The organism is uncultured Roseibium sp., assembly GCF_947496995.1.
Taxonomy (GTDB): domain Bacteria; phylum Pseudomonadota; class Alphaproteobacteria; order Rhizobiales; family Stappiaceae; genus Roseibium.
In genome coordinates this window covers 1,186,253-1,205,157 of sequence record NZ_CANMFD010000001.1, presented here as the reverse complement: position 1 = coordinate 1,205,157, position 18,905 = coordinate 1,186,253, and the positions used below count along the sequence as shown (strand labels likewise).

At 61.7% G+C, this 18,905-nt stretch carries 17 protein-coding genes and 1 riboswitch; of the genes, 6 read left to right on the top strand and 11 right to left on the bottom strand.

All coding sequences use genetic code 11. From position 1 onward, the window contains the following. Nucleotides 1-254: 254 nt before the first annotated feature. From gcvPB to Q1B40_RS05405, 6 genes are all read right to left on the bottom strand, one after another. On the bottom strand, nt 255-1,847 hold the full coding sequence (gene gcvPB / locus Q1B40_RS05430; protein ID WP_299811125.1) for an aminomethyl-transferring glycine dehydrogenase subunit GcvPB: 1,593 nt from the start codon (nt 1,845-1,847) through the stop codon (nt 255-257). Beyond that, a complete protein-coding gene (gene gcvPA, locus Q1B40_RS05425) occupies nt 1,844-3,190 on the bottom strand; it encodes an aminomethyl-transferring glycine dehydrogenase subunit GcvPA (protein WP_299811123.1) in 1,347 nt (448 codons plus the stop codon). The genes gcvPB and gcvPA overlap by 4 nt, the downstream gene beginning before the upstream one ends. A 234-nt stretch (nt 3,191-3,424) precedes the next feature. Beyond that, nucleotides 3,425-3,910, bottom strand: coding sequence for an OsmC family protein (locus tag Q1B40_RS05420; RefSeq protein WP_299811121.1), 486 nt, complete (start codon nt 3,908-3,910; stop codon nt 3,425-3,427). A 4-nt stretch (nt 3,911-3,914) separates the two neighbouring features. Then, a complete protein-coding gene (gene gcvH, locus Q1B40_RS05415) occupies nt 3,915-4,286 on the bottom strand; it encodes a glycine cleavage system protein GcvH (protein ID WP_299811118.1) in 372 nt (123 codons plus the stop codon). A 24-nt stretch (nt 4,287-4,310) separates the two neighbouring features. Next, nucleotides 4,311-5,462, bottom strand: a complete 1,152-nt coding sequence (gene gcvT / locus Q1B40_RS05410) for a glycine cleavage system aminomethyltransferase GcvT (protein WP_299811115.1) — start codon at nt 5,460-5,462, stop codon at nt 4,311-4,313. 182 nt (nt 5,463-5,644) lie between these two features. Further along, nucleotides 5,645-5,737, bottom strand: a riboswitch (glycine riboswitch). Nucleotides 5,738-5,880: 143 nt separating this feature from the next. Next, nucleotides 5,881-6,462 (bottom strand): hypothetical protein, encoded by a 582-nt coding sequence (locus tag Q1B40_RS05405; protein WP_299811113.1) that lies wholly within the window; start codon nt 6,460-6,462, stop codon nt 5,881-5,883. A gap of 183 nt (nt 6,463-6,645) precedes the next feature. Here Q1B40_RS05405 and ispH point away from each other — a divergent pair, with 183 nt between their 5' ends. The 4 genes from ispH to Q1B40_RS05385 are packed head-to-tail and all read left to right on the top strand — an operon-like array spanning nt 6,646 to nt 10,024. Then, nucleotides 6,646-7,644: a 4-hydroxy-3-methylbut-2-enyl diphosphate reductase gene (gene ispH, locus Q1B40_RS05400; protein WP_299811110.1), complete on the top strand. Its 999-nt coding sequence runs from the start codon at nt 6,646-6,648 to the stop codon at nt 7,642-7,644. A gap of 4 nt (nt 7,645-7,648) precedes the next feature. Then, entirely contained in the window at nt 7,649-8,614 is a 966-nt protein-coding gene (gene thrB / locus Q1B40_RS05395) for a homoserine kinase (RefSeq protein WP_299811107.1), read from the top strand. Then, nucleotides 8,611-9,063, top strand: a complete 453-nt coding sequence (gene rnhA / locus Q1B40_RS05390) for a ribonuclease HI (RefSeq protein ID WP_299811104.1) — start codon at nt 8,611-8,613, stop codon at nt 9,061-9,063. The genes thrB and rnhA overlap by 4 nt, the downstream gene beginning before the upstream one ends. A gap of 34 nt (nt 9,064-9,097) precedes the next feature. Then, on the top strand, nt 9,098-10,024 hold the full coding sequence (locus tag Q1B40_RS05385) for a diacylglycerol kinase family protein (RefSeq protein ID WP_299811102.1): 927 nt from the start codon (nt 9,098-9,100) through the stop codon (nt 10,022-10,024). A 21-nt stretch (nt 10,025-10,045) separates the two neighbouring features. Here the strand turns inward: Q1B40_RS05385 and Q1B40_RS05380 are convergent, their stop codons facing one another. From Q1B40_RS05380 to Q1B40_RS05360, 5 genes are all read right to left on the bottom strand, one after another. Beyond that, complete coding sequence (locus Q1B40_RS05380; RefSeq protein WP_299811100.1) at nt 10,046-12,961, bottom strand: EAL domain-containing protein; 2,916 nt, start codon at nt 12,959-12,961, stop codon at nt 10,046-10,048. Between the two features lie 31 nt (nt 12,962-12,992). Then, a complete protein-coding gene (locus Q1B40_RS05375; RefSeq protein ID WP_299811098.1) occupies nt 12,993-13,631 on the bottom strand; it encodes a GNAT family protein in 639 nt (212 codons plus the stop codon). Between the two features lie 17 nt (nt 13,632-13,648). Continuing rightward, entirely contained in the window at nt 13,649-14,938 is a 1,290-nt protein-coding gene (locus Q1B40_RS05370; RefSeq protein ID WP_299811095.1) for a pitrilysin family protein, read from the bottom strand. A 4-nt stretch (nt 14,939-14,942) separates the two neighbouring features. Next, a complete protein-coding gene (thrC, locus tag Q1B40_RS05365) occupies nt 14,943-16,349 on the bottom strand; it encodes a threonine synthase (RefSeq protein WP_299811093.1) in 1,407 nt (468 codons plus the stop codon). Between the two features lie 217 nt (nt 16,350-16,566). Then, nucleotides 16,567-17,163 (bottom strand): YqgE/AlgH family protein, encoded by a 597-nt coding sequence (locus tag Q1B40_RS05360; protein WP_299811090.1) that lies wholly within the window; start codon nt 17,161-17,163, stop codon nt 16,567-16,569. 219 nt (nt 17,164-17,382) lie between these two features. On the opposite strand from Q1B40_RS05360, the gene Q1B40_RS05355 reads away from it, so the two are divergent. Together Q1B40_RS05355 and Q1B40_RS05350 are read left to right on the top strand one after the other, a co-directional pair. After that, nucleotides 17,383-18,204: a protein-disulfide reductase DsbD domain-containing protein gene (locus Q1B40_RS05355; RefSeq protein WP_299811087.1), complete on the top strand. Its 822-nt coding sequence runs from the start codon at nt 17,383-17,385 to the stop codon at nt 18,202-18,204. Between the two features lie 153 nt (nt 18,205-18,357). Next, on the top strand, nt 18,358-18,846 hold the full coding sequence (locus Q1B40_RS05350; RefSeq protein ID WP_299811084.1) for a peroxiredoxin: 489 nt from the start codon (nt 18,358-18,360) through the stop codon (nt 18,844-18,846). Nucleotides 18,847-18,905 lie beyond the last annotated feature (59 nt).

Genomic DNA, 18,905 nt, shown 5'->3' with positions numbered 1-18,905 from the left:
CAGACAAGTGAGGCGCCAGTCGAGCGCCGATCTGGAATCCAGACATATTCTGCGCCGAAGGCGCGCCTTAATTCAATAATTTCAAATGCTTATTTAATTTTTGTGCTCGCTGCCGCTCGCTCATATGCGCTGGATTCCAGATCTGAGCGCAGCGTTGCTGCACTTTTCTGGAATGACGAAGTCGGGTGTGTCAGCAGTCTGGAACCCCGGCCGAAGCCGGGGTGTCCTTGTCGTATCGGCCGGCTGCCTGCCGCCTATTCCGCTGCGGCCGGGCTCACTTCCGCCGCTTCGGGTTCGGTCCATTTCAGGACCGGTTTGCGGGCTGCGGCGGTTTCGTCCAGGCGGCGGCGCGGAGCCAGGTAGGGCGCGCCGGAGAACCGGTCGGTTTCGCCGCGTTTGGCACTCATGACCAGGTCGCGCATGGTGGCGATGAACAGGTCGAGCGCAGCCCGGCTTTCAGATTCCGTCGGCTCGATCAGCATGGCCCCGTGGACAACCAGCGGGAAATACATCGTCATCGGATGATAGCCCTCATCGATCATCGCCTTGGCGAAATCGAGCGTCGTGACGCCGGTATCCTTCAGGAAGCTGTCGTCGAACAGCACTTCGTGCATGCAGGGCCGCTCGCCGAAGGGAAGGCTCATCAGGTCCTGCAGGCCGACACGGATATAGTTGGCGTTGAGGACCGCATCCTCGGAGGCCTGCTTCAGACCGTCCGAGCCGTGGCTCATCATGTAGGAGAGCGCGCGCACATACATGCCCATCTGGCCATGGAAAGCCGTCATGCGGCCGAAGGGCTGCTCGCCCTCCGTTGTCGCCGATGTGGTTTCAACCAGTTCCAGCCCGCTCTGCGTCTTGCGGATGAAAGGCAGCGGTGCGAAAGGCGCCAGCCGTTCGGACAGGACCACGGGGCCGGAGCCCGGCCCGCCGCCGCCATGGGGCGTGGAGAAGGTCTTGTGCAGGTTGATGTGCATGGCGTCGACGCCGAGGTCTCCTGGCCGCGCCTTGCCGACAATGGCGTTGAAGTTGGCGCCGTCGCAGTAGAAATAGGCGTCGGCGGCGTGGATCAGGTCGGCGATCAGCTTGATGTCGCGCTCGAACAGCCCGCAGGTGTTCGGGTTGGTCAGCATGATGCCGGCGATATTGCCGGTATGCTCCTCGGCTGTCGCCTTGAGGGCATCGAGATCGACCGTTCCATCGTCCTTGGCGGCGATGGAGACGACCTTGTAGCCGAGCAGCGCGGCGGTTGCCGGATTGGTGCCGTGGGCGCTTTCCGGCACCAGCACGATCTTCGGGTCACGTCCGGCGGCGGTATGGGCCGCCTTGATCGCCATCATGCCGCATAATTCGCCGTGGGCGCCGGCTTTCGGGCTCATGGCGACGGCGGACATGTGGGTGGATACCATCAGCCAGTGAGCCAGTTCGTCGATCAGCTCCAGCGCGCCCGGAACGGAAGAGACGGGCTGCAAGGGATGGATATCGCCGAAGCCCGGCAGACGGGCCATCTTCTCGTTCAGCCGAGGATTGTGCTTCATGGTGCACGAGCCGAGCGGGTAGAGTCCGCTGTCGATCGCGTAATTGTTGCGCGACAGGCGCACGTAGTGGCGCATGGCTTCCGGTTCGGCGAGGCCGGGCAGACCGATTTCGGCCTGGCGCCTGTGGCCGCCGAGTTCGAATTCCACACCGTCGTCTTCGTCCAGATCGACACCGGTGGTTTCCAGCGACCCGAATTCGAAGATCAGCGGCTCTTCCATGTCGAGCCCGCTGTTGCCGGTGAAGGTCTTGGGATGGAAGGCTCCGTCCGCCTCGCCCGGTCTGGTCGGGCGCCCTTGCGTGTTCATGCTCATGCCAGCACCTCCTTCAGCGCGCTCGCAAAGGCCGCGCGGTCTTCATCCGTGTTGACTTCGGTCGAGGCGACCACCAGCAGATTGGCGATATCCCCGTTGTCCGGCTCCAGCCGGGAGACCGGCAGCCCGGCGAGAATGCCGCGTTCGGCAAGCCGTTCCACCACTTCCCCGGCCGGTTTCGGCAGGGCGATGGTGAATTCGTTGAAATAGGCCGAATTCAGAATCTCGACACCGGGAACGCCGGCAAGAAGCGACTTCAGCTTCACCGCGTTGGCGTGGTTGACGCGGGCGAGTTTCGTCAAGCCCGCCTGCCCCAGCAGCGACATGTGGATGGTGAAGGCGAGGCAGCAGAGGCCGGAGTTGGTGCAGATATTCGACGTCGCCTTGTCACGGCGGATGTGCTGCTCGCGCGTGGACAGCGTCAGCACGAAACCGCGCTTGCCTTCCGCGTCCACGGTTTCGCCGCACAGACGCCCGGGCATCTGGCGGACGTATTTCTGGCGGGTGGCGAAGAGGCCGACGTATGGCCCGCCGAAATTCAGGCCGTTGCCGATGGACTGGCCCTCGCCGACCACGATATCCGCGCCTTGCGTTCCGGGCGGCTCGATCAGGCCGAGCGAGACCACTTCGGTGAAGACCGCGATCAGCAGGGCCTTGTGGGCATGGGCCTTCTCGGCAATCGGCTTCAGATCGATCAGCTGACCGTAGAAGGACGGCGACTGGACCACAACGCAGGAGGTCTCGTCGTCGATCTGCGCAAGAATGTCCTCGGTGCCGCTCGGGTCGGCCGGCAGGCTGACCACCTGGTCGCCGGCCATCGCCGACAGGCCTTCGACCACGGCGCGGTATTGCGGATGCAGACCGCCGGACAGCACCGCCTTGTTGCGCCGGGTAATGCGGTGGGCCATCAGCACGGCCTCGCCGGTGCCGGTCGAGCCGTCATACATGGAGGCATTGGCCACATCCATGGCGGTCAGACGCGCAACCTGGGTCTGGAACTCGAACAGGTACTGCAGCGTGCCTTGCGTGATTTCCGGCTGATAGGGCGTGTAGGACGTCAGGAATTCCGAGCGCTGGATCAGATGATCGACGGTGGCCGGAACATGGTGCTTGTAGGCCCCTGCCCCGACAAAAAACGGAACGGACCCCGCGGACGTATTCTTCGCGGCCATGGCGGAGAGCCTGCGCTCGACCTCCATTTCAGTGGCGCGTCCGGGAAGGTCCAGAAGATCGTTGAGGCGGACATTTGCAGGAATATCCGCAAACAGGTCGTCAATCGAACCGACGCCTATCCGCGCGAGCATGTCGCTCCGGTCGGTATCGTTTAAAGGCAGGTAGCGCATCAGGCAGCTCCCAAGAGTTACAAAATCAATTAGCCGGCGTAAGCTCAAACCTTCCGGTTCATATTCCCGGGCGAACAACGCGGGACCCGGGACCAGTGAGCCGAAAAACTCCCGGCTCAGGGTTCCCCGGTCCCAGCTCGGCGCTGAAGCGCCGTCCGGGATGACGGAGGAAAAGCTTTGACACCGTCCGCGACGGTGGACCCGGCCGCATACCTGCGCGACCAGATCCTGACTTCAAGGCGCGACCAGCTTCAGCGGCTCCGGTTCCAGAACGATCTCGCACTTTACGGAATTGGCGATGAAGCAGATCTCATGCGCCTTCTCGTGCAGATCGGTCAGCCATGTCGGATCCGGATCCTTGTCGGCGACAAGCGTGACCAGCGGACGCAGAACCACTTTCGTGATCGCCATCTTGGCTCTTGCCACACGGCTCATCTGGCCCTGTGCATCGTCCCGGTAGCTGGCGACGATGAAGCCCGCCCGGCGCGCAAGATCCAGAAATGACAACATATGGCAGGAGGAGATGGCAGCGACGAAGGCTTCTTCCGGATCGATGGCCGCTTCGACGGAATGCGGCAGGGGCACCACTGTCGGCGATGAGCTTGCCGGGATCTCCAATCCGCCGTCAAAACGCCAGATGTGTCCCCGTGAATACGCATTTGCAGCGTAGTCACCGTCGCATGCCCACTCTATCTGAGCCGAATAATAATGCCCTGCCATGATGTCACAAAGTCTCCACGTATGCCTTGTAGGCGGCCTGATCCATCAGGTCCGAAAGCTGGCCGGGGTCACCGACCTTCATCTTCAGGAACCATGCGCCGCCTTCAGGGTCTTCATTGACCTTGGCCGGTTCGTCGGCCAGCACGGCGTTGGCCTCGACCACTTCCCCGTCGATCGGCGCGTAGACCTCACTGGCGGCCTTGACCGATTCGACAACGGCGGCTTCATCGCCCTGGGACATCTCCCTGCCCGCTTCCGGCAATTCGACATAAACCACATCGCCAAGCTGTTCCTGGGCATAGGTGGTGATGCCGACCGTGGCGATGTCGCCTTCGACGGAAATCCACTCGTGGTCCTTGGAGTAATAGATGGTCATTGCTGTGCGTCCATTTCAGAAAAATCAGGATTTGGGTTTGCGGTAATAGCGGTTCGGCACGAAGGGCATGTCCGCGACGGTTGCCGGCAGCCGACGGCCTCGCACGATCAGCTCAAGAGCGGTACCGGCGCCGGAATGTTCGACGGGCACATAGCCCATCGCAATGGGAGCGCCCACGGTCGGAGCAAACCCTCCCGAGGTCACCGTTCCGATCACCGGACCGTCCGGCAAGGCGATCTCGGCGCCCTCGCGGGCGGGCGCCTTGCCATCAAGGCGCAGGCCCACGCGAACCCGGCCGGGACCGTCCTTCAATTCCGCCTGAATGCGTTCGTCTCCGGGAAATCCACCTTCTTCCCGGCGGCGCTTCTGCATGCAGAAGGTGATCGCCCCTTCCACGGGAGAGGTGGTCTCGTCGATATCGTGACCGTAGAGGCAGAGCCCGGCCTCGAGGCGCAGGCTGTCGCGGGCACCCAGCCCTATTGGCTCCACCCGATCGTCGGCAAGCAGCGCCCGGGCGACGGCTTCCGCGGCGCCGGCCGGAACAGACATTTCGACGCCGTCCTCACCTGTATAGCCGGCACGGGCGATGTGGCATTCGATGCCGTCGAATTCCATGGGAGCGGCGGACATGAAGGCAAGATCGGTGACCTTGGGCGCGTGCGCGGCAACGGCGGCAACAGCTGCAGGCCCCTGCACGGCGATCAGCGCCCGGTCCTCGATCACCTGAAGCCTGACGTTTTCCGGGAGCCTGTCGCGAAAATGTGCGTAGTCGACATCCTTGCGCGCGGCATTGACGACCAGCATCAGCTTGCCGTCATCTTCTTCCGAAACAGGCCGCGAGACCATGAGGTCATCGATGATGCCCCCCTCTTCGTTGAGGAGCACGCTATAGCGCTGCCGGCCGTGGCCAAGCTCCACGAAACTGGACGGGGTCAGCGCTTCGAGCGCGCGGGCTGTGGTCTCGTGATCCGGACCGATCAGGATTGCCTGACCCATATGGGAGACATCGAACAACCCGGCCTTCGACCGGGTTTGCAGATGCTCGGCCATAATGCCGGCCTTGTACTGAACCGGCATGGAATAGCCCGCGAAAGGCACCATCCGGGCACCTAGTTCCACATGAAGATCATGAAGAGGCGTTTGTTTGAGATCGGTCTCTGCAGCGGCATCCGCCATGAACGGTCCTCGTATCGGGGTTGCGCAGTCCCAGACCGTCCTGTCGGGGACCCGGCCTGTCTGCACCCCCTCTGTCCGAGTACCTGAGAGATTTCCCGCGAACGCCAGTCAGGCGCCCAGCAGTTACTCCTTCGGTGAGCAGTCCGCGAATCCAGTTGCGGAGCACTGCTTTCCAGAGCGTTTTGGCTCGTGCGGTCCTTTTGCCTGAGAGTTTCCGGGGCGGTTGCTCCTTCGGCGCCGGGATCATTCAACCCGGCCTCTCCCGCACTTGCGTCAGCGTGCTGCCACGCCAATCAGGGAACGATCCTGATCTGAGGCGGCGATTGTGCGAGGCGGACATAGTCTTGTCAATATGCGACATCGCAACATCGCCAAATTGCCGGGCACAATCGCACCCGGCAAATCCAGTTTTCAGTAATCAGCGACGGCCGCCATCGTCGAATCCGAAGACAACCTTGACGCTCTGGTCCGGTGCGACGGTGAACTTGTCCTCGATCAGCGTCCAGGTCTCGCTCGGGGAGCCGGCACCGACAGTGACCGGTATTTTCAGAACCTCGGACACCAGGGGTTTCGCATCGGTGCCGCCGGGAACAATGGCGACACGCAACGGCAGGATCACTTCACCGCCCTTCCAGGCGGGACCGGAGGTCACATCGCCCGAAAACCCGAGTTTCATCTGTCTCCGGCCGTCGGGTCCCTGGGTGCAGGTGTTTGCCCAGTCTTCCACGGTTGCCTGATAAAGAAGTCCATCGGGCTCATTTTCCTTGCCGCGGACGTATTTCATGATCAGGTAGGTGTTCAGCTTGAGCTGCATCGGTGGACAGGGAACCGGCGGCGCGAAGGTCTCGGGCGATATTTCAATCGGCTCCTGGCCACCCGTGATGATCTTTCCGGCAACGCTTTCGGCTCCGCCGCATCCGCCCAGCGCCGCCGCGCCGATACAAATCGCGAATGCCGTCTTGAGTTTCATCTTGGTTACGGCTTGAAACGCACTGATCATATTCTGTCCACTTGAATGCAAAGTAACCTGGCGGAGCTTCATAGCAGCTACACATTTGGTTGGCGAGAGCCGCTGACAGCAATGCGTGAAGCAGCTCATTTTGCCGCGCAGGCTCCGCTCTCCCTTGACAGGGTGGACCTGCAAGCCCTTATTGCGGCCATAAAAGTTTGCCGAAAGTGCGCCATGACTGAAACCCCGCTGCAAAAACCACCGCTTTCCATCCGGCTCTGCGCGCCGCGCGGCTTCTGCGCCGGCGTGGACAGGGCCATCCAGATCGTGGAACTCGCCCTGGAGAAATACGGACGGCCGGTCTATGTGCGCCATGAGATCGTTCACAACAAATTCGTGGTGGACGGGCTGAAGGCCAAGGGAGCCGTGTTTGTCGAGGAGCTGGAGGAAATACCGGCGGAAGATGCAGGCAGACCGGTGATTTTTTCCGCCCATGGTGTTCCCAAGGCGGTGCCGGAGGACGCCCGCACCCGCAACATGTTCTATCTGGATGCGACCTGCCCGCTGGTTTCCAAGGTTCACAAGGAAGCGGAGATCCATTTCCGGCGCGACCGGGAGGTTCTCCTGATCGGTCACCAGGGCCACCCGGAAGTGATCGGCACCATGGGGCAGCTTCCGGACGGCATCGTCAGCCTGATCGAGACCGAGGACGACGCGCGCCGCTATACGCCGCGCTCGGACCGTCCGCTCGCCTATATTACCCAGACCACCCTGTCGGTGGACGATACCGCCGGCATCGTTGCCGTGCTGCAGGAGCGATTCCCGGAGATCGTGGCGCCGCACAAGGAAGACATCTGCTACGCGACGACCAATCGCCAGGAAGCGGTCAAGCATGTCGCTCCCGGAGTTGACGCGATGATCGTTGTCGGCGCGCCGAACTCCTCCAACTCTCAGCGTTTGCGGGAAGTGGCGGAGCGTGCGGGCTGCAAAACCGCCGTACTTATCCAGCGCGCAAGCGACATCGACTGGCAGGATTTCGAAGGGATTGGCTCGCTGGGCCTGACAGCGGGTGCATCCGCGCCCGAAACTCTGGTAGAGGAAATCATCAGCGCTTTCTCTGACCGGTTCGACGTCACCGTCGAAACGGTGCGCACTGCCGAGGAAACGATTTCCTTCAACCTGCCACGTGAGCTGCGGGACCCGGTCCCGCCCGCTCAGGCGGCCAGCGGATAAGATAATGGCTGTCTATACCGAAGTAACCGATGAGGAACTCGACCGCTTCATCGGCGGCTATGACGTTGGCCGCCTCCTGTCCTTCAAAGGCATTGCCGAAGGCGTCGAAAACAGCAACTTTCTGGTCCACACCGACAAGGCGTCCTACATCCTGACGCTTTACGAGAAGCGGGTGAACCCGGACGATCTGCCTTATTTTCTCAATCTTCTGGGGCATCTGGCCGGCAAGGGACTTTCCTGCCCTACACCGGTTCCTTCAAAGGATGGCAAGCTGCTCGGCACGCTGGCCGGGCGTCCCGCGGCGCTGGTGACATTTCTGGAAGGCATGTGGGTCAGACGCCCGCGCACCGATCATTGCGGCGAACTCGGCAAGGCCATGGCCGAGCTGCACCTGGACGGCATGGACTACGAAGGTTTCCGCAAAAATGCCCTCGATGTCAGTGGCTGGCGGCCGCTGTTCGACCAGTGCGGCGCGCGCAGCGACAGCGTCCAGCCGGGTCTCGGCGCGGAAATTTCACGCGAACTCGATCATCTGGAAGCCGCCTGGCCGTCCGATCTGCCGGCCGGGGTGATCCATGCGGACCTCTTTCCGGACAACGTGTTTTTTCTGGGCGATCAACTGTCTGGCCTGATCGATTTCTATTTCGCCTGCAACGACGCCTTCGCCTATGACATCGCCATCTGCCTGAATGCGTGGTGCTTTGAACTGGACGGGGCGTTCAACGTGACCAAGGCGCGCGCGCTGCTGAAGGGGTACACCTCCGTCCGGCCGCTGACATCGACGGAATATGCCGCGCTGCCGACCCTCTGCCGGGGAGCCGCCCTCAGGTTCCTGCTCACGCGCCTTTACGACTGGCTGAGCGTTCCCGAAGGCGCGCTGGTGACACCGAAAGACCCGCTGGAATATCTGAAGAAGCTCAGGTTCCACCAGACCATCGACAGCGCGGAGGCTTACGGGCTGGAACAATGAGCAATGCAAACCGAGTGACGATCTATACGGACGGCGCCTGTTCGGGCAATCCGGGTCCCGGCGGCTGGGGTGTCATCCTGCGTTTCGGCGAGCGCGAGAAGGAACTGTGCGGCGGCGAAGAGGAAACCACCAACAACAGGATGGAGCTGACCGCGGCTATCGAGGCCCTTAAGGCTCTCACCCGTCCCTGCGCCGTCGACCTTTACACGGACAGCACCTATGTTCGCAGCGGCATCAACGAGTGGATCGAAGGCTGGAAGCGTAAGAACTGGCGCACCTCCCAGAACAAATCGGTCAAGAATGCCGATCTCTGGCAGGCTCTCGATGCAGCTCGCGAACGTCACGACGTGACCTGGCATTGGGTCAAGGGGCACGCGGGACATCCGGACAACGAGCGCGCAGACGAACTGGCACGGAGCGGCATGGCTCCCTACAAGGACGGCGCATAATCGCGGTCCCGGAGTGACACGCAAAGGATTTCCCGTGAGCGTTTTCAGGCGGTCCGTCTCCCCTTCGCCGTCCCCGCCGCAGCCGGTTTTACCCGGTTCTGTGCTGATCATGGCCAATCCGACCTCAGGCGGTTACAACGCCGGATTTCTGGAAGAGGTTCGAGCGCGTCTTGAGTGGCACGGCTGCAAGGCCGAAATCAGACTGACCCGTCATGCCGGCGAAATCGGCACGATCTGCGCCGATCCGGACCTGCGCGTGCGGACGCTGGCCGTTGCCGGCGGGGACGGGTCGATCAACGAGGCGCTGACCGGCTTTCAGTCTCATCCCAATCCGCCGCAACTGGCGGTGATCCCCTTCGGCACGGCGAATGTTCTGGCCCTGGAGCTGGGTCTGCCCCGCAATGCGCGCGCCATCGCCGACATCATCGCACGGCAGAAAACCAGCCAGCTGCACTACGGCCTGGCAAACGGGCATCCCTTCGTCCTGATGGCTTCCGCCGGTTTCGACGCGGAGGTCGTCCATGCGGTTCCGCTCGCCCTGAAGCGGCGCTTCGGCAAGCTGGCCTATGTGATCACCGCGATCAGAACCGGGCTCACCCGCAAGGCAACAACTCCGCTGGCGATCACCCTGGACGGCGACACGATCACCGGCAAGCTCGCCGTTGCCAGCAACGTCCGGCACTATGGTGGCCCCTTCGTCATCTGTCCCGGTAAGGCCACCGATCCGGGACTGCATATGCTGGTGCTGGAGAAAGACGATCCCTGGTCCTCGATCCTCTACGGCATCGCGCTACTGTCCGGGCGCATTCACAAGGCGCGCGGCGCAATCGTCAAACCGTTTACCAGCGCCACCATCACGGCGGCAGGCCCTGTCGCCGCCCAGATCGACGGAGATCCGTTCGGCACGACCCCACTGGAGATCCAGGCGGCGGACAGGACAATTTCCGTGCTGGTTCGGTGACCTTCACGCCTTGATGCGTGTCTAGGCGGACTCTGCTTCCGCCGGCATCTTGCGCAGGATCTTGGTCGCCTCGTTCGCCGACACCGCTTCGCCGAAGAAATAGCCCTGGGCGAATTCGCAGCCAAGCTGATAGAGCTCGAGCGCATCGTTTTCGCTTTCCGCGCCTTCGGCGACGACGGACATGCCCAGGTCATGGCCCATGGCGACGATGGTGCGCAGAAGGACGGGTCTTGCAGACGAGCCGTTCGGCTTGACGAAGGACTGGTCGATCTTGATCGTGTCGAACGGAAAGCGGTGAAGATAGGACAGTGACGAGTGGCCGGTGCCGAAATCGTCCAGTGACAGCCCTGCACCCAGACCGCGCAGGCGCTCCAGCACCTTGGCGGAATACTCCGGATTGGACATGACGAGGGACTCCGTCAGTTCCAGCTTCAGCGTACCCGGCTCCAGGGATGTGCGTGACAGGACCGCCTTCACGTCGTTGATCAGGTCCTGCTTCAGGAGCTGGCGCGACGACAGGTTCACGGAGGCGAACAGGGGTTCGCGCGTACGGAACTCGCGCTGCCAGAACGCCAGCTGCTGAGCGCCCTTGTCGAGCATGTACATGCCCAGTTCGTTGATGAGGCCGGACTGTTCCGCAACGGGAATAAACTCGGACGGAGAGATCTTGCCGCGCTTGGGGTGGTTCCAGCGCGCAAGCACCTCGAAACCGGCAACGGACTGATCCTCGAGGCGGATGATCGGCTGGAAGAAGACGCCAAGCGTTTCTTTCTTGATCGCTTCCCTGAGATCGCCCTCGAGATCGACGATGTTCTTGTCGAGCGGTCGCAGGATCGGGCGAAACACCTCCTGGCGATCGCCCCCCAGCCGCTTGGCATGGTTGAGGGCGATTTCCGCATTGGTGAGCATATCCTCGACGCCCTGCTTGCCACCTTCGAAGAAGGAGATGCCGACGGAGCAGGTGAGGAAAATCTCGCGGTCTCCGAAAGTGATCGGCGCACGCACGGCCTTGCGCAGCGAATCCGCCAGCGCGACGATCCGGTCCGGTTCCTGTTCGGACAACAGCACCAGGCCGTATTGATCCCCGGACAGGCGGCCGAGCGTATCCTGCTGGCCGATCAGGCGGCCGAGACGGCGGGCCACGGTGAGGAGGATGCTGTCGCCTGCGGAAAGGCCGATGCTGTCGTTGACCTGTTTGAACCGGTCCAGGTTGAGAACCAGGATTGTGGGTTTGGAGGTTTCCTCGGCGTTGGAACGCACAACGCTGGTGCGCAGCCTGTCGACGAACAGTTCGCGGTTCGGCAGACCCGTCAGGTTGTCATGAACGGCATCATGCAGAAGCCGCTCTTCGGCAGTGCGTTCCTCGGTTACATCGAGCAACGTTCCGACGCAGCGGATCACCTCGCCATCCGACCCGATGATCGGACGGGCGCGCAGGCGGAACCAGCGGAAGTGACCGTCTTCGGATCTCAGACGGAATGTCTGCGTGACCCTGCCGCGCCGCTGATCGATCACGGCATCGAGTGTCGCGCGGAAGCGGTCGCGGTCCTGCGGGTGCAGGACTTCCAGCCAGTCGCGCGCCGGTCCTTCAAGGGTGCCGTGTCTGAGATTGAGAAGGTCCTCGACCTCGTTGCCGGTGTAGATGCGGTCCCGGTCGATGTCCCAGTCCCAGATGATGTCTCCGGCACCGGTAAGCGCGAGAGCCTTGCGTTCCACGTCGGAAATCAGCCCCTGCGCAATCGCGCCGCCCGCGAAAGCGTGCTGCATGACGGTGAAACCGATCAGAAGCACGATCAGCACCAGACCGCCGCCAAGGGCGGGCTGGACAATGTCGTTGGACAGATATCCGGTTATGGTCATGGCCGCGCCGATCAGCCAGGCGATCAGCAGGCACCAGGTCGGGATCAGCAGGATCGCACGGTCGTAGCGCTGGACGGCCAGTATGGCGATGGTCACGAACCCGAGGATACCGATCACGCCAAGGGCGAGCCGCGCGATGCCGGAAGCAATCGACGGATCCCAGACCGCAACGCCGAGAAGACCCAGAATGAGGATCAGCGTGGTGAGCGCCAGATGGGAATAGTGGATGTTCCAGCGGTTCAGGTTGAGATAGGCGTAGAGAAAAACGATCAGGCTGGCTGCCAGCATCACTTCCGCGCAAGCGCGCGCGAGCTGACTGCCGCCGCTGCCCTGCAGATTGAACACCATGCCCCAGAAGCCGAAGTCGATGCAAAGATACGCCAGCACCGACCATGCCAGCGCCGCCGTTGCCGGGAACATGACTGTCCCCTTGACCACGAACAGGATCGTCAGGAACAGAGCCAGCAGACCGGAAATGCCGAGGATAATGCCGCGGTAAAGCGTATAGGCGTTGATCGTTTCCTCGTAGACATCGGGTTCCCAGAGCCTGATTTCCGGCAGGTTCGGCGTCGTCATTTCGGCAACGAACGTCACGATCGAGCCGGGATCGAGGGTGACCAGGAAGACATCCGCCTCGAGACTTTTCTGCCGCTCGGGAGAAATGCCCTGGCTCGGGGTGATCGCCGCGATGCGCGAGGACCCCAGGTCCGGCCAGAAGAGATTTGATCCGACCAGCTTGTAATTCGGCGCGACGATCAACCGGTCGATCTGTTCGTCACTGGTGTTGGCCAGCGCGAAGACCGCCCAGTTGGTGTTGGTGCCGTCGCGCGAGGGCACCTCGATGCGGCGGACGATGCCGTCGGCGCCCGGTGCCGTCGACACCTGCAGGCGGTTGCCTGCCTCACGGTGAATTTCGACGGAATTGGTAATATCCAGCGCTTCGATATCGATCGGCACGGGGATCGGCTCGATCGCCTGGGCGGGGACCGCCGCGAAGACTGCCGCACACACAAAAAACGCCAAAACGACAATGCTTTTGAACGCGCTGCTGATGGAACCCGGTGACGAAATCGACATGGGGCGAAGAACTACCGGGTTGTGGCGCATGTCACAAGAATTCTTTCAAGATACCCTCAACGCTGGGAGCCACTTTTCCGGGACGCGATGCATGATCTTCCGCCAGACAGGAAAACAGCAGATGATCCTGCCAGCTCCCGTTGATCAACAGATAGTTGCGTGCGTAGCCTTCCCGGTGGAACCCGGCGTTTTCAAGCAGCCGGATGGACGGGGTGTTGGACGGCAGGCAAGCTGCCTCAATTCGGTGCAGGCCCAAAACGTCGAAACAAAACGGCAAGATCATGGCGACGGCCGCCGACATGTGTCCTTTTCCCGCGTGTCTTTGCCCCATCCAGTAGCCAAGTGTTGTCGTCTGGCTGACCCCGCGCCGGATGTTGCTCAGCGTCAGGCCACCGAGAATCTCGTTGCTTCTGGCGCGGAAGAGCAGAAACGAAAGGCTGCGGCCTTCCTTGCGGTCCCTGGAATAGCGGCGCAGGCGGCGGCGGAAACCGGTCTTTGTCAGGTCGTCGGAGGGCCAGAGCGGTTCCCAGGGTTTCAGAAAGGCGCGGCTCTCCGAGCGCAGCTCGACCCAGTTCCTGAAATCGGACATGATCGGCGGGCGCAGACAGTAGCCTCCTGCCTCGATCAGCAATTCAGCGTCTGTTGAAGATCCCGGCCGTAGCAGCGACATGCCCCGCTCTCCGCGTCCTACATTGAAGCTGCCCGAAGAACCGGATCCTGCTGCAACCTTTCCGCCAGTTCGGCCGCAGTCATGACCCCGTCCACCGGGCCGATAGCTGTCAGAGTGGGCGTTGCTCCGACAAAGGTTTCGTGCGCCACCCGGCGAATATCGGCCGCCGTGACGGCATCGATCTTGCTGGAAATCTCCTCCGGGCCGAGCACGCGGCCATGGACCAGGATCTGCCGCGCGATCTGACCGGCGCGCGCCGCCGGGCTTTCCAGAGCCATCATCAGGCCGGCGCGTATTTGGGCCCGGGACCGGGCGACTTCCTCTTCGGTAATGGTCCGGGTGGCGGCAAGCAGCTCATCGGTGATCATCGGCATGAGCGCGCCGAGATCCTCATGACTGGTTGCGGCGTGCAGACCGAACAGGCCGGTGTCGGAAAACGCCCAGTGGAAACTGTAGATGGCGTAGCAAAGACCGTGTTTCTCGCGGATTTCCTGGAACAGCCGCGACGACATCCCGCCCCCCAGGACCGAAGCGAGAATCTGGATCGCGTAATAATCCTTCGACTTGTAGGGACGGCCTTCGAAACCGATCAGAACCTGTGCTTCCATCAGGTCCTTGTTGCGCAAGGTCTCGCCACCGCGATAGCGCGCTTCGGATTCCTTTGCGGCAGGCTCGCTGCTGAAGCCACCGAATTTTTCCCGCGCCAGCGCCACGAACGCCTCGTGATCGACCGCACCGGCGGCGGCCAGAACCATGTCGGGCGCCCGGTAGCGATCGGCCAGATAGGCGTTCAGCGCATCGCGGTTGAAGCCTTTGACAGTTTCCGGCGTTCCCAGGATCGGCCGGCCGATCGCCTGGTCGGGCCAGGCGGCTTCCTGGAACAGGTCGAAGGCCTGATCGTCCGGCGAGTCGTTTGCCGCGCCGATTTCCTGAAGGATCACATGCTGCTCGCGCGCCAGTTCCTGGGCATCGAACGTGGAGTTCTGCAGGATATCCGCCAGGATATCGACCGCCAGAGGCATGTCTTCCGCAAGGATGCGGGCGTAATAATTCGTGTGTTCGATGCTTGTCGAGGCATTCAGCTCGCCGCCCACCGCCTCGATTTCCTCGGCGATTCCGCGGGCTGTTCTCGTCTTCGTTCCCTTGAACGCCATGTGTTCAAGCAGATGGGTGATGCCGTTCTGGTCCACGGTTTCCACCCGGGACCCCGTGCGGACCCATACTCCCAGGGCCGCGGTCTTCAGGTGCGGCATCTGGTCGGTCACGACCGTCAGTCCGTTGTCGAGAACAGTTGTTTTTACATTCATATAGCTACACCCCGGCGGTGACGGCCCGTGCGTGATCTTCGATAAATCGTTCCACCACACCCTGGTCTGCTGCCAATACCTGCTGGCGCTCCTCCGCAATCATCATGTCTTTGAGATTTTCAGGCAATTCCGGCCGGATACCGGAGGCTTTTTCGACTGCATCCGGGAACTTGGCCGGATGCGCCGTACCCAGAACCACCATCGGAACCGAGCCGTCATCATGGTCTTTAGCAACATGCACACCGATGGCGGTGTGCGGATCGAGAAGGTAGCCCGCCTCTTTCCAGGTCTGCTCTATGGTGGCAGCCGTCTCGTGCTCGTTGCAGCGCCCCGCAGCGAAGACCGAGCGCATGGCCTCCAGCGGCTCCTTGTCGATGCCGAAGCTGCCGGACTGGGCCAACTGGTCCATCATCCGGCGAACCGTCCCACCGTCCCGTCCGGAGACCTCCGCCAGAAGCCGCTCGAAATTCGAGGACACCTGGATGTCCATGGATGGCGAGATCGTCGGCGTCACGCCGCGTTTCTCATAGCGGCCTGTTTCCAGCGTGCGCGCCAGAATGTCGTTCACATTGGTCGCAACGACGAGCTTTTCGACCGGAAGTCCCATCTTCTTTGCGGCGTAGCCGGCAAAGATATCGCCGAAATTGCCTGTCGGCACCGTGAAGGAGACTTTCCGATGCGGCGCGCCGAGCGCCACGGCGGCAACGAAGTAATAGACGATCTGCGCCAGAATACGCGCCCAGTTGATCGAATTGACCCCGGACAGCGCCACCCGGTCGCGGAAGGCGAAATGGTTGAACATGCCTTTGACGATCGCCTGGCAATCGTCGAAGTTTCCGGCGAGCGCCAGCGCGTGAACATTGTCCTCGGATGCCGTCGTCATCTGCCGGCGCTGGACGTTGGAAACGCGTCCGTCCGGGAAAAGAATGAAGATGTCCGTGCGCTCACGGCCGCGGAAGGCCTCGATAGCCGCACCGCCGGTATCGCCCGAGGTGGCGCCCACAATGGTCGCGCGCAGCCCGCGCTGCGTGAGCACATAATCCATCATTCGGCCGAGAAGCTGCATCGCCACGTCCTTGAAGGCGAGCGTCGGTCCGTGAAAGAGTTCGAGGAGGAAGGTGTTCGGTCCGCTTTGAACCAGCGGAGTGACCGCCGGATGCCGGAAGCCCGCATAAGCGTCGGCGATCATGGCCTTGAGATCGTCTTCCGGAATTTCATCGCCGATGAAAGGGCTGATTACCGCGTAGGCAACCTCCTGATAGGACTTTCCCGCGAAGGAGGCGATGGTGTCGGCGTCGAATTGCGGCCAGGTTTCGGGAAGATAAAGTCCGCCGTCGCGCGCGAGTCCCTGGAGCAGGACATCGGAAAATTCCAGGATTGGTGCCTCACCGCGCGTACTGCTGTATTTCACCGCGTCACTTCCCTTTGGTGTTGACCTTTTTTGCAGGACCCGCCCTGCATGACCTTAAGTCCAGGCTCACAGCCTACGTGAAACCTGCCGGATTTGAAATAAATCATGCCATCGTTGCGACTTACGCGCCATAACATTCAAGCGCAAGTCGCTTTTGGCTAAAAGGATGACTGTGCCTCGACAAGGCAGGCAGACGTTGCCTGTCGAGACGACAACTTCAGGCGTGACCGGCGTCGGAAAAGAGCATGGCCGGATCGATGCCCAGACTTGCCAGCGCGCGATGCCATTTGGATTCGGAATCTGGATCAAAGAGAATGTCCGGATCGGCAGGCGCCGTCAGCCAGCCGTTGGACACAATCTCGTTTTCCAGCTGTCCGGGCGCCCAGCCCGCATAGCCGAGGGCCAGCATGGCGTTGGACGGACCGGTGCCGGTCGCCATGGCCCTGAGAATTTCAAGCGTGGCCGTCAGGCAGATGCCGTTGTCAATCTTGAGCGTGGACTGGTTCAGGGTGAAATCATCGCTGTGAAGCACGAAGCCGCGCTCCACCTCGACCGGGCCACCCTTGTGCACGTTCATGTCGCGAACCCGGGCCGGCAGACGGATCGCGCTGTCGTCGTTGACGATGTCCAGTTGCACCAGCAATTCCTCCAGGGAGAGATGCCGGGCGACCTGGTTGACCACCAGCCCCATGGCGCCCTGGTCGGAGTGAGAGCACAGGTAAATGACAGAGTGTTCGAACCGGCTGTCCGCCATGCTCGGCATCGCAATCAGAAACTGGCCTTCCAGAGTGTCTGTTGCTTCGCTTGCGGCCATGCGTACCTCGTTTGCTGTTGACGCCCTCTGCCTTATGGCAAGCATAGCCTCTTTGGCGGGATTTGTTAACGTCTGTTTGCCGTTCGCGATCAACCGCCTGAACCACATCCATCCGAGCGTGGGATGCAGGGAATGCCTCACGATGGCGTCACGAGGATATGACCGGAGGGAACACACTTGCCCATGACGCTTGCGCGAAACTCGTGTAGCACAGAGCGCATGAACCGGATTGCCTCGACACTTTTTCTGGCGCTGCTGACGCTGACCTCCCCTTCCCGCGCCGCCATGACGGACTGGACGGAAGTCCAGGGCGGTGCCGTGCGTCTGATTGCTTCAGGCAAGCTGGAAGACGGCAAATATCAGGCAGGTCTGGAATTCCTTCTGGAACCGGGCTGGCACACCTATTGGCGTTATCCCGGTGAGGCGGGCATCCCTCCGCAGATCACCCTTTCGGACGCAGACAACCTCGAAGATCTCAAGGTTCTCTATCCCGTTCCCGAACACTACGATGACGGCTTTTCACGGTCGATCGTCTATCACGGGGGCATCGTGCTGCCGATGCAGGTGGTTCCGGCAGACCCGCGAGACCCCGTCAGGCTTTCAGTCGACGTTTTTTTCGGCATCTGCAAGGACATCTGCGTGCCGGGCGATGCATCGCTCTCCCTCGATCTGACACCGGGGTCGGAAGCCGACACGGTCGCGGCAAAGCTCATCGCCCGGGATCTTGCTGCCGTTCCCCTATCAGACCTGAACGGCGATCTCCGGATTACCTCCGTTGCGGCATCACAGGACAAGACCAGTCTTGTCATCAAGGCAAGCGTGGCGGGAGCGGAAGCCCCTGAATTGTTCGTCGCCGGTCCTGAAGGCTCTTTCATCGGCCTGCCGGAACTGACGGGCCATAGCGATGGCGAGGCCTTCTGGAAGCTGCCGACACGCGGCCTCTCGGTCTCGGACGATGACAACACGCTCAGGCTCGTTCTGTCCGCCGGTGGCAAGGCCATCGAACATCTGCATCCGGTGGACCCCGCCTGGGTGAAGTAGCGACCGCATCTGTCTTTCACGCAGCATGTAAATCCTGAAAGGCTGCCGACAAGGTATTTGGCCTGGCGTCCCTCGACGGACGGGCCGGAACGTTCTATCTGTTCATCCGACTGCACCGTTTTACTCAGCCGACACAGACAAGGGATGATTGTTATGACACTCAAGGTTGGAGACCGCCTTCCGGACGCCACGTTCAAGATCATGACCGCCGACGGACCCGGCGAGATGTCGACCGCCGATTTGACCTCCGGCAAGACCATCGTTCTCTTCGGCGTGCCGGGTGCTTTCACACCGACCTGCCACATGAACCACCTGCCCGGTTTCGTGGAACATGCCGAAACGCTGAAGAACAAGGGCATCGACTCGATCGCGGTGGTCTCGGTTAACGACGTCTTCGTCATGGACGCCTGGGAAAAAGCCTCCAACACCGGTGGCAACATCACCTTCCTGGCCGACACCGGAGCAGACTTCGTTGAAGCAGCAGGCCTCGGCCTCGGCCCGGCACCGATCTTCGGTCACCTCCGCTCCCAGCGTTTTGCGCTGATCGCAAAGGACGGCGTCGTCTCCTTCCTCGCCATCGAGGAAAGCCCGGGCGAAGCCACCAAAACAGGCGCCGCAGCCATTCTGGAAGCGCTCGGCTGATCCATACGAGCAGATTACAGATCAACCGCGCGAAGGGGCCCATGGGGCCCTTTCGTTTA

What these genes read in the sequence shown, in the direction of transcription:
- gcvPB (WP_299811125.1), bottom strand. Translation starts at nt 1,847, where the DNA reads ATGAGCATGAACACGCAAGGGCGCCCGACCAGACCGGGCGAGGCGGAC.
- gcvPA (WP_299811123.1), bottom strand. Translation starts at nt 3,190, where the DNA reads ATGCGCTACCTGCCTTTAAACGATACCGACCGGAGCGACATGCTCGCG.
- Q1B40_RS05420 (WP_299811121.1), bottom strand. Translation starts at nt 3,910, where the DNA reads ATGGCAGGGCATTATTATTCGGCTCAGATAGAGTGGGCATGCGACGGT.
- gcvH (WP_299811118.1), bottom strand. Translation starts at nt 4,286, where the DNA reads ATGACCATCTATTACTCCAAGGACCACGAGTGGATTTCCGTCGAAGGC.
- gcvT (WP_299811115.1), bottom strand. Translation starts at nt 5,462, where the DNA reads ATGGCGGATGCCGCTGCAGAGACCGATCTCAAACAAACGCCTCTTCAT.
- Q1B40_RS05405 (WP_299811113.1), bottom strand. Translation starts at nt 6,462, where the DNA reads ATGATCAGTGCGTTTCAAGCCGTAACCAAGATGAAACTCAAGACGGCA.
- ispH (WP_299811110.1), top strand. Translation starts at nt 6,646, where the DNA reads ATGACTGAAACCCCGCTGCAAAAACCACCGCTTTCCATCCGGCTCTGC.
- thrB (WP_299811107.1), top strand. Translation starts at nt 7,649, where the DNA reads ATGGCTGTCTATACCGAAGTAACCGATGAGGAACTCGACCGCTTCATC.
- rnhA (WP_299811104.1), top strand. Translation starts at nt 8,611, where the DNA reads ATGAGCAATGCAAACCGAGTGACGATCTATACGGACGGCGCCTGTTCG.
- Q1B40_RS05380 (WP_299811100.1), bottom strand. Translation starts at nt 12,961, where the DNA reads ATGTCGATTTCGTCACCGGGTTCCATCAGCAGCGCGTTCAAAAGCATT.
- Q1B40_RS05375 (WP_299811098.1), bottom strand. Translation starts at nt 13,631, where the DNA reads ATGTCGCTGCTACGGCCGGGATCTTCAACAGACGCTGAATTGCTGATC.
- Q1B40_RS05370 (WP_299811095.1), bottom strand. Translation starts at nt 14,938, where the DNA reads ATGAATGTAAAAACAACTGTTCTCGACAACGGACTGACGGTCGTGACC.
- Q1B40_RS05360 (WP_299811090.1), bottom strand. Translation starts at nt 17,163, where the DNA reads ATGGCCGCAAGCGAAGCAACAGACACTCTGGAAGGCCAGTTTCTGATT.
- Q1B40_RS05355 (WP_299811087.1), top strand. Translation starts at nt 17,383, where the DNA reads ATGAACCGGATTGCCTCGACACTTTTTCTGGCGCTGCTGACGCTGACC.
- Q1B40_RS05350 (WP_299811084.1), top strand. Translation starts at nt 18,358, where the DNA reads ATGACACTCAAGGTTGGAGACCGCCTTCCGGACGCCACGTTCAAGATC.